Genomic DNA, 16735 nt, shown 5'->3' with positions numbered 1-16735 from the left:
TACACTACGCACATCTACTGTTGTTTTAATTTAGAGCCGATCATGAAAAATCTGTTTCTCTATACTATTACCGTGTTGATATGGGGCTCAACTTGGCTGGCCATCGAGTATCAGCTAGGCAACGTTAATGAGTTCGTATCGCTATTTTACCGTTTTGGTCTTGCGGCGATCTGTATGTGGGTATTTGTTTTTTACAAACGGGTGCCGATGCGCTTTTGCCGCCGCGATCATGGCTTTTTTATTTTACTCGCTCTGTGTAACTTTGGTGCTAACTATTTATTTCTGTATTGGGCTCAAGCACATTTAAATTCGGCAATGGCTTCGATTGCATTTTCTTTATTGCTAGTCGTCAATATCATTAATACAAAGCTGTTTTTTGCCAAGCCAATTGCCAAACGTATTTACTTTGGTGCGTCGCTCGGCACGCTTGGTATAGTCAGCTTATTTTGGCACGATTTGGTCGCATTTGATTTGCAAAGCGATGCCTTCATGGGGTTATTATTAGCTCTATCGGGAACAGTAGTCGCGTCACTTGGCAATATGGTGAGCGTGCGTAACTCAAACCAGCAAATTGATGTAATGGCAGGAAATGCTTGGGGTATGCTATATAGCGCCATCATGCTGGCCACTTATGTGGCCTTCAGTGAGCATCAATTTATCAACCAAGCTCCTGCATCTTATTGGTGGTCACTTATTTATCTTAGTGTATTTGGCACCGTCATTGCTTTTGGTTGTTATTTCTCTTTGCTCAAGAATATTGGTCCAGAGAAAGCCAGTTATTTAATTGTGTTATTTCCGTTTGTTGCTGTAGCGTTGAGCACTTTGTTTGAAGGCTTTGAATGGCAACAAAATACGTTCATTGGATTTATTTTGGTCATCCTTGGCAATGCAATTGTATTAACTCCTTTGGATCGCATTTACACATGGTTGTCCATTCGGTCCCCAGTTAGAAGTTGAGGTTTTACCAATACTTTGGCTTCTTACTTTTTAGCGCCATTTTATGATGGCGCTTTTTTTATGCTCAACGCTTGGCGGCAACATGTGATGGTTGCTGGTGTGCGCCCAACAATTTCACCATCGGCCTCAATATCATATCCCGCTTGTGCTATACAAAGTTCGGTAATACGGTCGTGATGCACATTTTTCGCGCCAATATGGCGCTTAAGCAACATACTGGCAAATACTACCACCCGCTGCCAATGTGTTTTCGGTGTAAACCACAACAGCTCCAATTGCCCATCATTCAAGCTGGCCATAGGCGCAGGAGTTAGCCCTGCACCAAAGTGTTTACCATTGGCGAGCAACAGCATCATACCGTGCTCAGGCCATGTTTTACTGTGATAGCAGATTGATTTTGCACTAAATAGCGAAATTAATCCCGCATAGGTATAGCTAAGCTTTCCCAAGCGCTTCTTTTGCCCCAAGTTATTCATTACATGCGCGTTAAACCCAACGCCTGCAACATTAACAAACCAGCGGCTATCTACTTTACCCAAGTCAATATTGGTAACTTGATCTGAAAATACGGCAGCTCGCCACTGTGCTTTGGAGTAGTTAAACTGCCGTGCAAAATCATTACCCGTACCAGCAGGAAGCAAGGCGAGTGGATTATTACGCCGAGCGATGGCGTTGGCAACTAAGTGTAAGGTGCCATCTCCACCAATTACTACTACTGTCGTCCCTGTCGTCGTCGCTTTTACTATTGCATCTCTGTCTGATACAAAGTTGCCGGTGGTATTAAACCAAGTTGCCGTTATCTGCTGTTGTTTTAATTGTTGCTTTAACCATGCGATCTGCGCATCTCCCTCAGCACCCGATAAAGGGTTAACCACCACCAGCATAAAGCCTCTCAAATACAAAAAATCAACTTATATGAATAAACAACCAATAAAACAATTGGCACACAAAACAAAGAAAACCAAACAAATGATTTAATTGAAGTTAATCGAACACAAGATAAATACCCATTCGCATAAATATGCAAAATCACAATTTTACAAACAGGGAAAAACACAAAATACATTAGTTATTTTTATCCGAAAACAGTAATTTTTATCGTTTTAAATTTGAACAAATTGCGTGCAAAATAGCCTTGTTTTCAACCATAGTTTAATTAGGAGCCAGACATGCTTAATTCAGCTGCGCCTTGCAGCCCATCACAAAACACGCTTAACCAAACGCAAGCAACGAAACAACGTCGACTCAATTTGACGAAGTGGCTCGCAGTCTGTGGTCAACACTTAGCGTTAAAAGACGTGATTATGTATAAGTAAGTCTGCACAGAGCATGGCGTCCCAACCCGCCATGCTCTCGTCAGCATTTGTTTAAATAGACCACAAAAGCATCACTTCAACCAGTACTTTTGATAAAATCCCCCTGTCAAACCGCTAATTTCTGGCACAATTTTAAAAAAAACCTATTTTTAGAACATTTTTTAAGCAAACAGTTTAAAAATGGTTTACAGCGCTTAAATCGCTAAGTATTATCTTTGCCCATGGAGAGATGGCTGAGTGGTTGAAAGCACCGGTCTTGAAAACCGGCATACGTTAATAGCGTATCTAGGGTTCAAATCCCTATCTCTCCGCCATTTTTAAAGTATTGCGCCGGAGAGGTGGCCGAGTGGCTGAAGGCGCTCCCCTGCTAAGGGAGTATAGGGTTTGTAGCCCTATCGAGGGTTCGAATCCCTCCCCCTCCGCCATGACTTATAAGAAAACCGCTTAATTGCGGTTTTTTTATGCCTGAAATTTATCACGTTCATATGACAACTGGTCAGATGTCTTTAACCTATGCTATGTTGATATCTGATTAGGGATATGAGTATGACTAATGAAAATCCATACCTTAGAGGGTTATATTCAACATATTTATTTGGTTGAGCACGGCTCAGAGCTACTGTTACTTGATGGTTGCTGTCGTGCCGATGTTGACGTGGTCTGTCATTTTATTCAGCAACTACAAAAACCTCTTAGTGCACTCAAACTTATTGTCGTCACACATATGCACCCAGATCATGCCGGTGGTGCGCACAAACTCAGAAAACTCACTGGCGCTAAAATAGCGACGGCAAATGCACCCAGTCAGTGGTATCGTGGTATCGATGGTGTCATGATGCACCTTTCTGATATGGCGCTGGCTCTATGGGTTGCGGGAAGAAAGCGTAAAGCGAAACGTAACCTGTGGTACCCAAGACGCCTTGCACCAGACTTTTTCTTGGCCGATGGTGATAAGCTGCCTTATTTCGAGCAGTGGCAAGCTATTCATACCCCAGGCCATACCGACAGAGACATTAGCTTACTACATCAACCTAGCGGGCGTATGTATGTTGCAGATTTGACCGTCAAGGTAAAAGGGCAGTTTGTTGCACCCTTTCCAGTCTTCTATCCTCGATTATATCGATTGTCGCTAGCCAAAGTAAAAGCATTACAGCCTCACTCCTTGATATTGGCACATCAAGGAGAAGTGCCTGCAAGCGACATTGATTTCGATGCGTTAATCGCAAATGCGCCTAAACAACCAATGACCCATTGGCGCTCTGTGAAAAAGAAAACAAAGCGCGCTTTGGGTCTCGGTCGCTAATTAACAACATGAAGCAGCGCCTCAATATCTGCCTGATCGTTATAAATGTGAGGGGAAATACGGATACCGTAACGTCTATTATCAACAGCAATGTTGGCTTGCTTAAGACGCGACCTGACTTGTTCATGATATGGCCCAAAATCTAGAATAGCGGTTCCAGAACACATACTCTGATCTATCGGAGAGTAATAAAATTCAGGTAATGCCTTTTGGAGTTTTGCCAACAAGGTAACGTTGTGTTCACGCACCGTGTTAATACCTACGTTTGCAAAATAATTCAGGCTATGACCTGCATAGATATATGGCGCAACGCTTGGTGTGCCTCCCCAAAAGCGTAGTGCACTCTCATTAGGTTCAAAATGATGGATATTAAACTCGAATGGGTTTTGATGAGAAAACCAGCCAACATCTTTTGGTTCGCAATAAGGTAGGATACTTTTATTCACCCACATAAAACCAGCCCCGGGACCTGCACAACTCCATTTAACACAAGATCCTACGACACAATCAGCATCCCATTTATTTAAGTTTATAGGCAGCACACAAAGTGACTGAGCGATATCAATAATGGTGCGACAACCCTGTTGTTTTGCATATTGAATAATTTCAGCCACCGGTGCCTGCTGGCCACTATTGGAGTATACATGGCTCACAAAAACCCAATCAATTTGCTCATCGATATATTGCTGCCATACCGCAAGATCATACATATCAAATGACTCTGGAATATACACAATCTCGACATTATCCAACGCATTTTGTAGCGCAAATCCCATGCTCGGGAAATCTTGTTCACTCATCAATACACGAACTTTGCGAATACCACTCTCAGGCAAGCTCATCGCCCACTTTGTTAAGCCGCTAGACAAATTGGTTTGTGGACAAAATAGCCTAGCTTCTGAGCTCAGCAATTCAGCCAGTGCACTGGTAAATCGCTCGATACCATCGAGCCATTGCTGCCAAGGTTCTTGATTCAGCTGCTGCCATGGCAAAATAAACTGCTGTTGAAAATCAGCCTCGGCTGATTTCAACATACGACCAACTGAGTGACTTAATAAATAGTGGCCAGGCGCTAAGTGAAAATCATCTTTAAAGGTTGTCATTCTGTTCTCCTAGCGCCTCACGCAGTCGTTTCAAGTCATTGTATCGTGTGAAGATATCGTCGCGGTTAGCCGCTGCCCTACGATCGCGCAAGTCCGCAAGCTGCTGCAATAGGACTTCTAAAGGTGGACCACTGGCTGTCACCTTACTCAAATGCTGTTGCTGCATCGCCTGCGAAGGTTTGGCAATATACTTTTCTACCAGTTGATTATGATGCTGAATAGCTGTATCGCCATGGAGTTTACATACTTGCACAAACAAATTAGCAGCAGGCGCAAACCACTCACGCTTTGGTGTATTCAATGCTGCCAAAAAAGCATCCATAAGATTAGGTGTACGCATACACTCTCTTAATGTAGCTTGATCTTCAGGCATCATAAATAAGAATTTATCCACCAGCATTTGACCATAACTAATATCATTAGCTGGACACAATCCCAACATCATATCGATAACATTGATACCCGCAAAATCTCCAGCGTTAGCGCCACGATAGACTTCTTTACCAACTCGGTATGGTTTGTAGTAAGGGCGCACCACATAGAAGAACGCTTCAGCGTCTAAGGCATTAAACAATGCTCGATTAGACTCTATTACTTCAAGCAGCGCTTGCTTAACTTGTTTGAGTAGCACCAATGACATGGGATGAGAAATGCCCAAATGATGTACCTTCATTAACGATTCGGACGCTCGTTTATAGGCAAGAATAGCCTGAGTATTGTAGTCAATAAATAAGCGCTCTGCGGGGTGTGAGGTAAAGCGTTTATATACCCCATTCACTGCGCGATTATGGGTAGTGAGATGTGCGGTAGCAAACCTTGGTGTAACCCCCAAAGAGGCACCAATGTGCATAGCCAGTGCAGAAGCTTGTTTTAATGGCGAAACCTGTTCGCGACTTGGTTCGGTAATTTCATGACGCCGACATGCGGCCATAAAAAGCCCAACATTGCCTAATAAATCAAAAGCCTGATCAAATCCTTCATCGGTATTGCCTTCCTCCAATAAGGCTTGGATCAGTCGATTACCTTCTTCTTGTAACTGTATTTTTAGTGCTTCGCCAACGCCTTCAACGTTCGCTTTATCTTGTTGCTGCCAGTAAAGGTGCTCAAGCTTATCGTTTATGTCAACAAACTGCCCTCTGATCCAAGCATCAAATTGTACGGCTAATGAACTCATGATTACTTCTCGTGATTATTCCATTATTAAGGCTAACAAATCACCAAGAGCATAATTTGCCAATTTTCTCTAAAAGTTTAATACTGATTAGCAATAATCACTCTTTTATTTCGCTTATGTCAGAAAATCTTGATGCTAAGGACAAACTGCTCCTGGCCGCATTACAACATAATGCCCGTTTGAGTAATGCCTCACTCGCTGAAAAAGCCAACCTTTCTGATACCCCTTGTCTACGACGCGTAAAGCGGTTACAAGAGACGGGGGTGATTTCTGGTTATCATGCTGCACTAGATAGAACGCAGGTTAATTTGAGTATCTTGGTTTATGCGTTTATAAAACTCAGTGAAAATACCGCAGCGGCTGCCCAGTTATTTGAACAACACGTAGAATCTGAAGATCAGGTGATCAGCTGTTCTGTGATCTCTGGCAGTTATGATTATTTATTGGAAATCGTAGCAAAGGATTTACCTAGTTATGAGCAATTTGCCAAACATCAACTGGGCGCCTGTAAGGTCATTAGCGGGATTGAATCAACGATTGTCCTAAAGCAAACTTTTGCAAAACGCATATTACCGATCCGTTGAGCGTTTTTATTGTCACGTGATCTCGCTATACTGCTTCAAACCTATAGCTTAAAAGGATTGAATATGCGTCACTACTTCACCTCCACAGTACTAGCTTGTAGCTTGCTTGTTTCACCTTTGGCCATTGCCCAAGATTGCACAACCCAAGTAAGTGATATGTCGCTATTCACCAAAAGCAAAGCATCAGGGTTATTTCGTGAAGCAATTGATAAAGGTCCTGTCACTATTGATATAACGAATATAACTAGCTTTGACGATTATATTCGCTCGACCAAAACAGTTATTGAAAATCGCAATCCTCGCGCCGCACTACCATGCCCGTTAATGACACCGACAGCAAGATTGCTGAATCTTACAAACCCGAAGGTAAGTGATCTGATTGCGCCATTTACACTTGACCATGACAACAAAGATAAGGCTGTGCTGCTTATCCATGGACTAACTGACTCTCCTTTTACTTTTCACTATCTCGCAGCAGCGCTCTATGAAGCAGGATACAATGTCAGAACCATGTTACTGCCAGGTCACGCCACCGCAGCGAGTGATTTAACCGAAGTCGATATCGACGATTGGCAAGCACATACAGATTATGCCATTTCACAGACGAGCAAAGATTTTACGCATTTTTCCGTACTTGGCTATTCTACAGGTGCCGCTTTGATGCTTAGTAGCATAGCGAAGCATAAGCCCAATAATTTAGAAGCTGTTGCACTGATCTCTCCCGCTACAGAGCCACATAATAAGAATGGTTGGCTCGCCAAATGGATTGATTACGTGCCATTTGTCAATTGGATAGATGAAGACGCTGATTTGGATTTCGCCAAATATGAATCTTTCCCGTGGCATGGCGCAACGTTGGCCCATCAGGCTATGGCACCACTCAAATCACTCTCTACTTTGCCAAATGTACCGATGTTTATCAGCTATAGCGATGTTGATACCACTATAGACAATCATGCAACGGCAAAGTTACTCGAAAAGTGGCAACCTAAGTCAGCATTGACCCAATTTATCTACTCGGAAACGCCATCGACTAAGCAGGGTGTGAATTATCGGAGCGTGAGAGCCGACAACATTGTCGATATGTCTCATATTGGTATTTTACAGCCACCTGATCATATTTTTTATGGCCAAAAAGGCCCTTATCGTAACTGCACCAGTTACCACTTAAAAGACCAAGCCTTCGTTAACTGCCGCACTGGTAAAACTGTCCATTTTGGTGAGCGTCACGAAGAAAACATGAAGCAACACAAACCTTTGGCACGGATCACATTTAACCCTGATTACAGCAACTTTGAGCAAGCACTGCTCGCATTTTTTGACGGCCACAATGACTGAGTACCAACACAGATTTATTCATTCTCTGACAGAAGTGACAGAAGCGCAGTGGGAACGTGTTTCACCACCACATGTATTTACAAGTTACGAGTGGCTGCTTGCATTAGAGTTAAGCGGCTGCACCAGCAAAGAAACGGGCTGGATACCTCATCATCTAATGATTGAACGCCAAGGTGAGTTAATTGCGATTTTGCCAGGTTATATTAAATCGCACTCTTATGGCGAGTACGTTTTTGATTGGGCTTTTGCTGAAGCCTACGAGCGTCATGGAGTAGATTATTATCCTAAATGGCTGTGTGGCGTCCCCTTTACGCCCACGCAGGGACCAAGGATCTTAACTAAAGCACCCTCTGCTGATCTACTTGAATATATTAACGCGACGCTCACGAGCCTCGCTCCACTGGGGATTAGTGGCGTCCATATTAATTTTTGTCAACAAAGCGACTTACTCACTCAAAGTCATTTAACGATGCGCCGCAATGTACAATTCCATTGGCACAATAAAGGTTACGCAGGGTTCGAAGATTTTCTCGCGCGACTCACGTCAAGAAAGCGTAAAATGGTCACAAAAGAACGCCAAGCCGTGACTGCCCAAGGTATTAATATCAGTTGGATTGATGGCAAAGAAATAAGCACAGCACAGCTCGATGCCTTTTTTCTCAGCTACCAACTTACCTACCTTAAACGCTCACGACACCAAGGCTATCTCTCGCGCGACTTTTTCCAGCAAGTTATCATCTTAATGCCAGATAAGTTTCGCCTTTGCTGTGCCTACTTAAACCACGACATTATTGCCACTAGTTTATACCTTGTGGATGGTGACACCTTGTATGGTCGCTATTGGGGCGCGATTGAGGATAGTTACGACTTTTTGCACTTTGAGCTGTGTTACTATCAAGGTATAGAGTACGCCATTGCTAACCAACTTGCAGTCTTTGATGCCGGTGCTCAGGGTGAGCATAAGCTGGTGAGGGGCTTTGAGCCGGTGTGGAGGCAATCGTATCACCGCTTATTTCAACCTGACTTTCAGCAGGCGCTTGAAGATTTTACCAAGCGCGAAGCTGATGCACTCGAGCATTACTTTATCGAGTGCCAAGCAAAGCTACCGTTTAAACACCAATAAGCGATTATTAGCCGGCATCGCATAGTCTTGCTGTAGTGTAAGGCCTTGCTCTTTAGCAAGCGCCAATACCCATTCTTGATCGCGAATACCACTATCCTGGTCTTGCGACTTTAGATAGGTATCAAACTCTCGATTACTTTCGCTGGTAAATTCGCCTTGATAATTAAACGGCCCATAAACTATCAGGTAGCCGCTTTCTTTAAGGTGCCGTCCAACTCCTGCAATTAAACGTTCCACGAGGGTTGATGACACAATGTGCAAGGTATTAGCAGTATAAATCACATCATAACGCTGATTAATAGGCCACCCATGGTGTAAGTCTAGCGCCAATGGTGGTAAAACATTTTCAAGCTCAGCGTCATCCAGCCACGCATAAATACCAGCGTGATTGACCTCTCTATCTGCTGTTTGCCATATTAAATGCGGTAATGCCGCAGCAAAGTGCACTGCATGCTGACCCGTACCGGAGCCTATCTCTAGGACTTCCACAGGCTTGTTTAGATAAGGAGTAAGCTTTTCTAAAATCGGATGTTTATTGTTTTCACACGCTTGAGAGTAAGGTTTTGTCATCTCGTTTGCACTATTTTGATCAAATTATGCGCCTCATTGAGGCAAGCTTTTATATTAATTGCAAGGTAAATAGCCCAAAGTTTCACTAAATGATTAAAATTCAGAAAGAAATTTATTTTGGTACGACTTCTGCTAAGTTTAAAGAGTACTAAGAGGAGAAGCGAGCATGAAAATTTCAGAGATCACCCAAATGCCTAGCCAACTAAAAAGCGAAGGACTTGTCCTGAAGCAGCGAAAAAACGCGTTCACCAAAAGCCGCGCCTATCGGCAAGAAGTCGCTAATCTTATGCAGCTTGAAGAGCAAGAAAAAGAACATTCCGAACAGCAGTATCTCCTTGGTTATAATTAACACTCACTTTTTAAATTCATTTCAGACTCATAGTGAGCTGCTATGGTGAATACCAAACTCAAGTTTGGTAGGGTAAATACAAAAGCTTGAATTGCTAACCAAACGATGTAATGATAATTGTTATCATTACATCGTTTGGTTTTGTATCTATGCAGCTTGCTACTTTATTACAGACTTACCGTGCGAAGCTTAATCGCCACTGCCAGCGGCCACAACTAGAGGCCCCGCTCTTAGTTGCTGAATATATCTCAGCAGGAATAGACATGGCTAAATGGTATGAGCGCCACAATAACCCGCTGCTGCAAGAGTTTTATCTCAGAAGTACATTATCTGAGCTATTAGAGCAGATTGCCGATCCTCTCGTTGATACAGCCATACGTAAGCAATGTATGGATCAATTATTCAAGCCTTTGCTGGCATTAAAACGGTTTTATAAACATCACCATACTTCGTCGCAGCAATTTCTTAAGCTCCAGCGAGATGCGTGCCAAACCTGCCAGCAGTTTAACCCTTTTTATTAGGAGCAACGATGACTACTTTTCGTCAAGAATCCGATAGTATGGGAACACTAGATGTTCCAGAGCATGCGCTCTACAAGGCGCAAACACAGCGTGCAGTAAACAACTTTCCTATTAGTGGCATCACCATGCCAAGTAGCTTTATCAAAGCGCTGGCCTACATCAAACAAGCTGCAGCTGAAACCAACCAATCCCTTGGCCATCTACCAAGTGACAAAGCAAAAGCAATAGTGACTGCCTGCCAACAGCTAATTGATGGCAAACACTTAGATCAATTCCCTGTTGATGTCTTTCAGACTGGTTCTGGCACCAGTTCAAATATGAATGCCAATGAGGTGATAGCCACATTAGCCTCACAACTTAGCGGACTGACTGTACACCCTAATGACGATGTTAATATGGGTCAAAGCTCGAATGATGTGATACCAACAGCCATTCATGTCAGTAGTGCAATTACTGCTGTATATGACCTATTACCCGCACTAAAACACTTATCTCGTAGTATTGAACAAAAAGCAGAACAAGTCGGTCATCATGTCAAAACCGGCCGAACTCATCTAATGGACGCTATGCCTGTGACATTCGCACAGGCATTAAGTGGCTGGCAAGCGCAAGTAGACAACGCTTGTCAGGGAATTGTTCATTCATTAGAAAAAGTGTACGAGTTAGGTCAAGGTGGAACGGCGGTAGGCACAGGTATTAATGCCGATCCACAGTTCGCGAAATTATTTAGCCAAAACCTGAGCACTAACATCGGGATCCGATTTAGCCAAGGCAGTAACTTTTTTTACCATATCGGTTCACAAGACGCGATTGTGGGACTTTCTGGACAACTTAAAACTTTTGCCGTGGCGCAAATGAAAATCGCTAACGATTTACGTTGGATGAATTCTGGTCCCCTTGCTGGATTAGGTGAAATTGAGCTTGAGGCGCTCCAACCCGGCTCTTCCATTATGCCAGGAAAAGTAAACCCCGTTATTCCAGAAGCAGCAGCAATGGCCAGTGCTCAAGTGATAGGTAATGACGCCACAATCAGTGTTGCTGGGCAATCTGGTAACTTTGAGCTAAATGTGATGCTGCCAGTGATTGCATTGAATGTATTACAGAGTATCGAAATTCTCTCAAACACAGCACGACTTCTAGCTGATAAAGCCGTTGCCAGCTTCACAGTTAATGAAGTAAATATTCAAAAAGCTCTGGCAAAAAATCCGATCCTTGTGACTGCACTGAACCCTGTGATCGGGTATGAAAAAGCAGCACAAATAGCCAAACTAGCATACAAAGAAGGTCGCCCTATCATCGAGGTGGCTGCGGAGCAAACCGATCTGAGTGAAGCTGAGCTCAAGTCATTACTTGACCCGAACAAACTTACCAAAGGCGGTTTATAAATAAATCCTTTTCAGCCTGTAAGGATACAGGCTGTTGAGCTTGCTATTCCTCAAGGACTTGCGTAGTTTAATTAGCAAACATGAGGAGAGCATATAATGAACAAAATGATCCCCACCTTACTGGTTACATTTTTATTATTTGGCTGCCAGGGAGAAGCAATTAAAAAAGATGTAACAACGCAAAATACCACTAACGCACAGCCGCAGAGCGGGCTACAAGCTGAAGATAAAAAACCCAAAGAGACAAACTTAGCCATCCAAGTAGACAGCCAAAAACTAGATAGTTCAGATATTGCCGCCTACAAACAATCACTAGAAGACGTAAGTGCTGACAAAAGTTGCGATACCAATACACAATGCAAAGTGATCGCAGTTGGCGCTCGAGCCTGCGGCGGCCCTTCTTCTTATTTGGTGTACTCAACAAAGTCTGCGAATGAAAAACAAGTAATGCAGTTAGCGGATCAAATCACAAAGCTTGAGCGTGCTTTTAATAAGCAAAATCAAATGATGAGTATCTGTCAGCATTTAATTGAACCGGCAACACAATGCGTTGAAAATAAATGTGTTAAACTCCAAAAGAACCATTCTGCATACTAGAGGCAATTAATGAAGTTAGCTATCTCTCTCACTTGCATCAGTGCACTCCTTATAGTGCTACCTGGCTGTGAAATGACATCAACTAGTGTAACAAGTAGCCTAGATAGCCAATATACGCTCTCAGATATCAGAGCTAGTATTGAGTGTGACGCAAGCTACCAATGTAAAGTGGTTGGTATAGGTGAGCGATTGACATGTGGGGGTCCAAGAGAATATATAATTTATTCGACCAAACATACCAATGAACAAGAAATTGAAAAAGTCGTCGCCAATATTACCAGACAAGAAAAGCTGGATAACGAAGAAAAAGCACCAGCGGTGAGTTGTGAGCCAGTGATGCCAGTGCAAACACTATGTATTGCCAACACTTGCCAAGCAGTACCACTTTAAACTGACAAGTGCTTAAATCATCGTGCAAGTTCACTGATCACAGAAACAAGCATGACTAAAAGTCCACAAATACTCGCATTGATAATGTACTTTACTTCGAGCCGCTTTTTCACCCAGTAGCTGTACATAAAACGAATTAGGTAAGTGGCTGAAGTACCAAACAGTGCAAATATAACTAATAGCGCAATTAAATGAAATGACACACTGAGTCCCTCTGTTTTTAGTCAATCATATCGTTAATTAGCCCTTCCATGTAGCCCTTATTACATAAAACCGAATAGTTGATCACACCAGCAAAAATACAATAAGAACAGCCTACTATTTCTTACGTCGTACAGATGCACAGCTCGACGGGTAAACCGCTTCCTACCAGTGCTGCACTTTGTTGATATTGTGGTGGGAGCGAGTTTACCTCGCGATGTTACAAAGTAGGATGTTTTATTCTTTTTGTTTGGCAAACCCAACAGCTCGGCGGGTAAACCGCCTCCTACCAGTGCTGCACTATGTTGATGTTGTGGTGGGAGTGAGTTTACCTCGCGATGTTACAAAGTAGGATGTTTTATTCTTTTTGTTTGGCAAACCCAACAGCTCGGCGGGTAAACCGCCTCCTACCAGTGCTGCACTATGTTGATGTTGTGGTGGGAGTGAGTTTACCTCGCGATGTGTTGATTGCTTTGTAATGTATTGATTGCTTTTCGAGGTGTTGATTATCTTGTGAGGTTTTCTTTTCAAATCCCACATAGCAAAAAACCCGCTGCATTGCTGCAAAGGGTTTCTTTTCGGCGGGTAAACCGCTTCCTACCAGTGCAGCACTATGGTGGTGTCCTGGTGGGAGCGAGTTTACCTCGCGATGTGTTGATTGTTTTGTAATGTATTGATTGCTTTTCGAGGTGTTGATTATCTTGTGAGATTTTCTTTTCAAACCCCACATAGCAAAAAACCCGTCGCATTGCTGCAACGGGTTTCTCTAATAAGGCCCTGACGATGTTCTACTTTCACATGGGAAGCCCACACTATCATCGACGCTGTTTTGTTTCACTTCTGAGTTCGGCATGGGGTCAGGTGGTTCCAAAACGCTATGGTCATCAGGAAATTCTGTTCATTAATGAAGTATCCTTCATTAATATAAATCTGGAAAAAGCTATTAAATTCTTTTGTCTACTTCAGTCTATTAACTTCTGTCGCTAAACCACTTTGGCGTTGTATGGTTAAGCCTCACGGGTAATTAGTACGAGTTAGCTTAATGCCTCACAGCACTTCCACATCTCGCCTATCAACGTTGTAGTCTTCAACGGCCCTTCAGTTGACTCTAAGTCAAAGTGAGAACTCATCTCGAGGCTCGCTTCCCGCTTAGATGCTTTCAGCGGTTATCGATTCCGAACGTAGCTACCGGGCAATGCAATTGGCATCACAACCCGAACACCAGCGGTTCGTCCACTCCGGTCCTCTCGTACTAGGAGCAGCCCCTCTCAATTCTCAAACGCCCACGGCAGATAGGGACCGAACTGTCTCACGACGTTCTAAACCCAGCTCGCGTACCACTTTAAATGGCGAACAGCCATACCCTTGGGACCGACTTCAGCCCCAGGATGTGATGAGCCGACATCGAGGTGCCAAACACCGCCGTCGATATGAACTCTTGGGCGGTATCAGCCTGTTATCCCCGGAGTACCTTTTATCCGTTGAGCGATGGCCCTTCCATTCAGAACCACCGGATCACTATGACCTACTTTCGTACCTGCTCGACGTGTCTGTCTCGCAGTTAAGCTTGCTTCTACCATTACACTAACCGTACGATGTCCGACCGTACTTAGCAAACCTTCGTGCTCCTCCGTTACTCTTTGGGAGGAGACCGCCCCAGTCAAACTACCCACCAGGCACTGTCCTCAACCCCGATTCAGGGGCCTAAGTTAGAACATCAACACTACAAGGGTGGTATTTCAAGGTCGGCTCCACACAAACTAGCGTCTGCGCTTCAAAGCCTCCCACCTATCCTACACATGTAGGGTCAATGTTCAGTGCCAAGCTGTAGTAAAGGTTCACGGGGTCTTTCCGTCTAGCCGCGGGTACACAGCATCTTCACTGCGATTTCAATTTCACTGAGTCTCGGGTGGAGACAGCGTGGCCATGGTTACACCATTCGTGCAGGTCGGAACTTACCCGACAAGGAATTTCGCTACCTTAGGACCGTTATAGTTACGGCCGCCGTTTACCGGGGCTTCGATCAAGAGCTTCGCCTAAGCTAACCCCATCAATTAACCTTCCGGCACCGGGCAGGTGTCACACCGTATACGTCATCTTACGATTTTGCACAGTGCTGTGTTTTTAATAAACAGTCCCAGCCACCTGGTCACTGCGGCTCTCGCCTGCTTACGACGCGAAGTCTTCACAAGTAAGAGCGTACCTTCTCCCGAAGTTACGGTACAATTTTGCCTAGTTCCTTCACCCGAGTTCTCTCAAGCGCCTTAGTATTCTCTACCTGACCACCTGTGTCGGTTTAGGGTACGATTCAGTATGAACTGAAGCTTAGAGGCTTTTCCTGGAAGTAGGGCATCAACAACTTCACCACCGTGGTGGCTCGTCTCGACTCTCAGCCTTAGCAACCCGGATTTTCCTAAGTCGCCAGCCTACAGCCTTTCACATGGACAACCAACGCCATGCTTGCCTAGCCTGCTCCGTCCCCCCATCGCATTCATACCAAGTACGGGAATATTAACCCGTTTCCCATCGACTACGCTCTTCAGCCTCGCCTTAGGGGTCGACTCACCCTACCCTGATTAACATGGGATAGGAACCCTTGGTCTTCCGGCGTGCGGGTTTTTCACCCGCATTATCGTTACTCATGTCAGCATTCGCACTTCTGATATGTCCAGCATGCCTCCCGGCACACCTTCAGCCACTTACAGAACGCTCCCCTACCCCGCATACTTACGTATGCAGCCGTAGCTTCGGTGGTATGTTTAGCCCCGTTACATCTTCCGCGCAGGCCGACTCGACTAGTGAGCTATTACGCTTTCTTTAAAGGGTGGCTGCTTCTAAGCCAACCTCCTAGCTGTTTTAGCCTTCCCACATCGTTTCCCACTTAACATACACTTTGGGACCTTAGCTGACGGTCTGGGTTGTTTCCCTCTCCACGACGGACGTTAGCACCCGCCGTGTGTCTCCCGGATAGTACTTTACGGTATTCGGAGTTTGCAAAGGGTTGGTAAGTCGGGATGACCCCCTAGCCTTAACAGTGCTCTACCCCCGTAAGTATTCGTCCGAGGCTCTACCTAAATAGATTTCGGGGAGAACCAGCTATCTCCCGGTTTGATTAGCCTTTCACTCCTAGCCACAGGTCATCCCCTAACTTTTCAACGTTAGTGGGTTCGGTCCTCCAGTCAGTGTTACCTGACCTTCAACCTGCCCATGGCTAGATCACCGGGTTTCGGGTCTATACCCTGCAACTTAAGCGCCCAGTTAAGACTCGCTTTCGCTACGGCTCCCCTAAATGGTTAACCTCGCTACAGAATATAAGTCGCTGACCCATTATACAAAAGGTACGCAGTCACCCAACAAGTAGGCTCCTACTGCTTGTACGTACACGGTTTCAGGTTCTATTTCACTCCCCTCACAGGGGTTCTTTTCGCCTTTCCCTCACGGTACTGGTTCACTATCGGTCAGTTGGGAGTATTTAGCCTTGGAGGATGGTCCCCCCATATTCAGTCAAAGTTTCACGTGCTCCGACCTACTCGATTTCACTTTTGATAAGTTGTCGTGTACGGGACTATCACCCTGTTTCGTCATGCTTTCCAGCATGTTCCACTAACTACACTAAAGCTTAAGGGCTGCTCCGATTTCGCTCGCCGCTACTTTCGGAATCTCGGTTGATTTCTTTTCCTACGGGTACTTAGATGTTTCAGTTCTCCGCGTTCGCCTCGTTAACCTATGTATTCAGTTAACGATACCTGCAAGCAGGTGGGTTTCCCCATTCGGAAATCCTAGTCTCAAGCGCCTCTTACTGGCTTGACTAGGCTTATCGCAAG

The 16735-nt window shown here is 44.4% G+C and carries 16 protein-coding genes, 2 tRNA genes and 2 rRNA genes (1 of these 20 cut by a window edge); 13 read left to right on the top strand and 7 right to left on the bottom strand.

Going from position 1 to position 16735, the window contains the following annotated elements; genetic code table 11:
- The first annotated feature begins 42 nt into the window (after positions 1-42).
- A complete protein-coding gene (locus tag J8Z24_RS00270; RefSeq protein ID WP_125253591.1) occupies positions 43-957 on the top strand; it encodes a DMT family transporter in 915 nt (304 codons plus the stop codon).
- A gap of 41 nt (positions 958-998) precedes the next feature.
- Here the strand turns inward: J8Z24_RS00270 and J8Z24_RS00265 are convergent, their stop codons facing one another.
- Positions 999-1841, bottom strand: a complete 843-nt coding sequence (locus J8Z24_RS00265) for a diacylglycerol/lipid kinase family protein (RefSeq protein WP_125253590.1) — start codon at positions 1839-1841, stop codon at positions 999-1001.
- A 285-nt stretch (positions 1842-2126) separates the two neighbouring features.
- Between J8Z24_RS00265 and J8Z24_RS00260 the strand changes: the two genes are divergently transcribed.
- The 4 genes from J8Z24_RS00260 (at position 2127) to J8Z24_RS00245 (ending at position 3576) form a co-directional block, all read left to right on the top strand.
- Positions 2127-2273, top strand: a complete 147-nt coding sequence (locus J8Z24_RS00260; RefSeq protein WP_170178652.1) for a hypothetical protein — start codon at positions 2127-2129, stop codon at positions 2271-2273.
- A 223-nt stretch (positions 2274-2496) separates the two neighbouring features.
- Positions 2497-2587: transfer RNA gene (locus tag J8Z24_RS00255), tRNA-Ser, on the top strand.
- 18 nt (positions 2588-2605) lie between these two features.
- Positions 2606-2698: transfer RNA gene (locus tag J8Z24_RS00250), tRNA-Ser, on the top strand.
- A gap of 128 nt (positions 2699-2826) precedes the next feature.
- Positions 2827-3576 (top strand): MBL fold metallo-hydrolase, encoded by a 750-nt coding sequence (locus J8Z24_RS00245; protein ID WP_125253589.1) that lies wholly within the window; start codon positions 2827-2829, stop codon positions 3574-3576.
- Here the strand turns inward: J8Z24_RS00245 and J8Z24_RS00240 are convergent.
- Entirely contained in the window at positions 3573-4679 is a 1107-nt protein-coding gene (locus J8Z24_RS00240; RefSeq protein WP_252095076.1) for an aminotransferase class V-fold PLP-dependent enzyme, read from the bottom strand. The two genes, J8Z24_RS00245 and J8Z24_RS00240, sit on opposite strands and share 4 nt — an antisense overlap.
- The gene (locus J8Z24_RS00235) at positions 4666-5853 is read right to left on the bottom strand and encodes a PrnB family protein (protein WP_252095075.1); all 1188 of its coding nucleotides are present in this window, start codon (positions 5851-5853) and stop codon (positions 4666-4668) included. The genes J8Z24_RS00240 and J8Z24_RS00235 overlap by 14 nt, the downstream gene beginning before the upstream one ends.
- 116 nt (positions 5854-5969) lie before the next feature.
- Here J8Z24_RS00235 and J8Z24_RS00230 point away from each other — a divergent pair, with 116 nt between their 5' ends.
- From J8Z24_RS00230 to J8Z24_RS00220, 3 genes are all read left to right on the top strand, one after another.
- Complete coding sequence (locus tag J8Z24_RS00230; protein ID WP_125253586.1) at positions 5970-6437, top strand: Lrp/AsnC family transcriptional regulator; 468 nt, start codon at positions 5970-5972, stop codon at positions 6435-6437.
- Positions 6438-6500: 63 nt separating this feature from the next.
- Positions 6501-7775: an alpha/beta hydrolase gene (locus tag J8Z24_RS00225; protein WP_128730134.1), complete on the top strand. Its 1275-nt coding sequence runs from the start codon at positions 6501-6503 to the stop codon at positions 7773-7775.
- On the top strand, positions 7768-8898 hold the full coding sequence (locus tag J8Z24_RS00220) for a GNAT family N-acetyltransferase (protein ID WP_176033739.1): 1131 nt from the start codon (positions 7768-7770) through the stop codon (positions 8896-8898). Before J8Z24_RS00225 ends, J8Z24_RS00220 begins: the two co-directional genes overlap by 8 nt.
- On the opposite strand, the gene J8Z24_RS00215 is transcribed toward J8Z24_RS00220, so the two are convergent.
- Positions 8878-9468, bottom strand: a complete 591-nt coding sequence (locus J8Z24_RS00215) for a DUF938 domain-containing protein (RefSeq protein ID WP_252095074.1) — start codon at positions 9466-9468, stop codon at positions 8878-8880. The genes J8Z24_RS00220 and J8Z24_RS00215 overlap by 21 nt on opposite strands.
- A 166-nt stretch (positions 9469-9634) precedes the next feature.
- Here J8Z24_RS00215 and J8Z24_RS00210 point away from each other — a divergent pair, with 166 nt between their 5' ends.
- The 5 genes from J8Z24_RS00210 to J8Z24_RS00190 all read left to right on the top strand — a co-directional run bounded on the left by J8Z24_RS00210 (position 9635) and on the right by J8Z24_RS00190 (position 12710).
- Positions 9635-9817 carry a hypothetical protein gene (locus J8Z24_RS00210; RefSeq protein WP_125253582.1) on the top strand — a complete coding sequence of 61 codons (183 nt, stop codon included), beginning with the start codon at positions 9635-9637 and terminating at the stop codon, positions 9815-9817.
- A 110-nt stretch (positions 9818-9927) separates the two neighbouring features.
- Positions 9928-10338 (top strand): hypothetical protein, encoded by a 411-nt coding sequence (locus J8Z24_RS00205; RefSeq protein WP_176033741.1) that lies wholly within the window; start codon positions 9928-9930, stop codon positions 10336-10338.
- Between the two features lie 8 nt (positions 10339-10346).
- Positions 10347-11723, top strand: a complete 1377-nt coding sequence (locus J8Z24_RS00200) for a class II fumarate hydratase (RefSeq protein WP_125253580.1) — start codon at positions 10347-10349, stop codon at positions 11721-11723.
- A 96-nt stretch (positions 11724-11819) separates the two neighbouring features.
- Positions 11820-12320 carry a hypothetical protein gene (locus tag J8Z24_RS00195; protein ID WP_128730125.1) on the top strand — a complete coding sequence of 167 codons (501 nt, stop codon included), beginning with the start codon at positions 11820-11822 and terminating at the stop codon, positions 12318-12320.
- 9 nt (positions 12321-12329) lie between these two features.
- The gene (locus tag J8Z24_RS00190) at positions 12330-12710 is read left to right on the top strand and encodes a hypothetical protein (RefSeq protein ID WP_176033742.1); all 381 of its coding nucleotides are present in this window, start codon (positions 12330-12332) and stop codon (positions 12708-12710) included.
- A 17-nt stretch (positions 12711-12727) separates the two neighbouring features.
- On the opposite strand, the gene J8Z24_RS00185 is transcribed toward J8Z24_RS00190, so the two are convergent.
- The 3 genes from J8Z24_RS00185 to J8Z24_RS00175 all read right to left on the bottom strand — a co-directional run.
- Positions 12728-12913, bottom strand: coding sequence for a hypothetical protein (locus J8Z24_RS00185; protein WP_125253577.1), 186 nt, complete (start codon positions 12911-12913; stop codon positions 12728-12730).
- Positions 12914-13686: 773 nt separating this feature from the next.
- Positions 13687-13800, bottom strand: a 5S ribosomal RNA gene (gene rrf / locus J8Z24_RS00180).
- A gap of 114 nt (positions 13801-13914) precedes the next feature.
- Positions 13915-16735 (bottom strand): 23S ribosomal RNA (locus J8Z24_RS00175); it runs 64 nt beyond the window's last position.

Origin of the sequence: Pseudoalteromonas sp. SCSIO 43201 (assembly GCF_023716725.1) — a bacterium.
Taxonomy (GTDB): domain Bacteria; phylum Pseudomonadota; class Gammaproteobacteria; order Enterobacterales; family Alteromonadaceae; genus Pseudoalteromonas; species Pseudoalteromonas peptidolytica.
The sequence above is the reverse complement of the archived record's forward strand: the minus strand, read 5'-3'. Positions and strand labels throughout refer to the sequence as shown.

Excerpts from the sequence above, each read along its gene's own strand:
- J8Z24_RS00220 (WP_176033739.1), top strand. The coding sequence starts at position 7,768 with ATGACTGAGTACCAACACAGATTTATTCATTCTCTGACAGAAGTGACA.
- J8Z24_RS00230 (WP_125253586.1), top strand. The coding sequence starts at position 5,970 with ATGTCAGAAAATCTTGATGCTAAGGACAAACTGCTCCTGGCCGCATTA.
- J8Z24_RS00215 (WP_252095074.1), bottom strand. The coding sequence starts at position 9,468 with ATGACAAAACCTTACTCTCAAGCGTGTGAAAACAATAAACATCCGATT.
- J8Z24_RS00195 (WP_128730125.1), top strand. The coding sequence starts at position 11,820 with ATGAACAAAATGATCCCCACCTTACTGGTTACATTTTTATTATTTGGC.
- J8Z24_RS00260 (WP_170178652.1), top strand. The coding sequence starts at position 2,127 with ATGCTTAATTCAGCTGCGCCTTGCAGCCCATCACAAAACACGCTTAAC.
- J8Z24_RS00205 (WP_176033741.1), top strand. The coding sequence starts at position 9,928 with ATGATAATTGTTATCATTACATCGTTTGGTTTTGTATCTATGCAGCTT.
- J8Z24_RS00225 (WP_128730134.1), top strand. The coding sequence starts at position 6,501 with ATGCGTCACTACTTCACCTCCACAGTACTAGCTTGTAGCTTGCTTGTT.
- J8Z24_RS00210 (WP_125253582.1), top strand. The coding sequence starts at position 9,635 with ATGAAAATTTCAGAGATCACCCAAATGCCTAGCCAACTAAAAAGCGAA.
- J8Z24_RS00245 (WP_125253589.1), top strand. The coding sequence starts at position 2,827 with ATGAAAATCCATACCTTAGAGGGTTATATTCAACATATTTATTTGGTT.
- J8Z24_RS00240 (WP_252095076.1), bottom strand. The coding sequence starts at position 4,679 with ATGACAACCTTTAAAGATGATTTTCACTTAGCGCCTGGCCACTATTTA.
- J8Z24_RS00265 (WP_125253590.1), bottom strand. The coding sequence starts at position 1,841 with ATGCTGGTGGTGGTTAACCCTTTATCGGGTGCTGAGGGAGATGCGCAG.
- J8Z24_RS00235 (WP_252095075.1), bottom strand. The coding sequence starts at position 5,853 with ATGAGTTCATTAGCCGTACAATTTGATGCTTGGATCAGAGGGCAGTTT.
- J8Z24_RS00270 (WP_125253591.1), top strand. The coding sequence starts at position 43 with ATGAAAAATCTGTTTCTCTATACTATTACCGTGTTGATATGGGGCTCA.
- J8Z24_RS00190 (WP_176033742.1), top strand. The coding sequence starts at position 12,330 with ATGAAGTTAGCTATCTCTCTCACTTGCATCAGTGCACTCCTTATAGTG.
- J8Z24_RS00200 (WP_125253580.1), top strand. The coding sequence starts at position 10,347 with ATGACTACTTTTCGTCAAGAATCCGATAGTATGGGAACACTAGATGTT.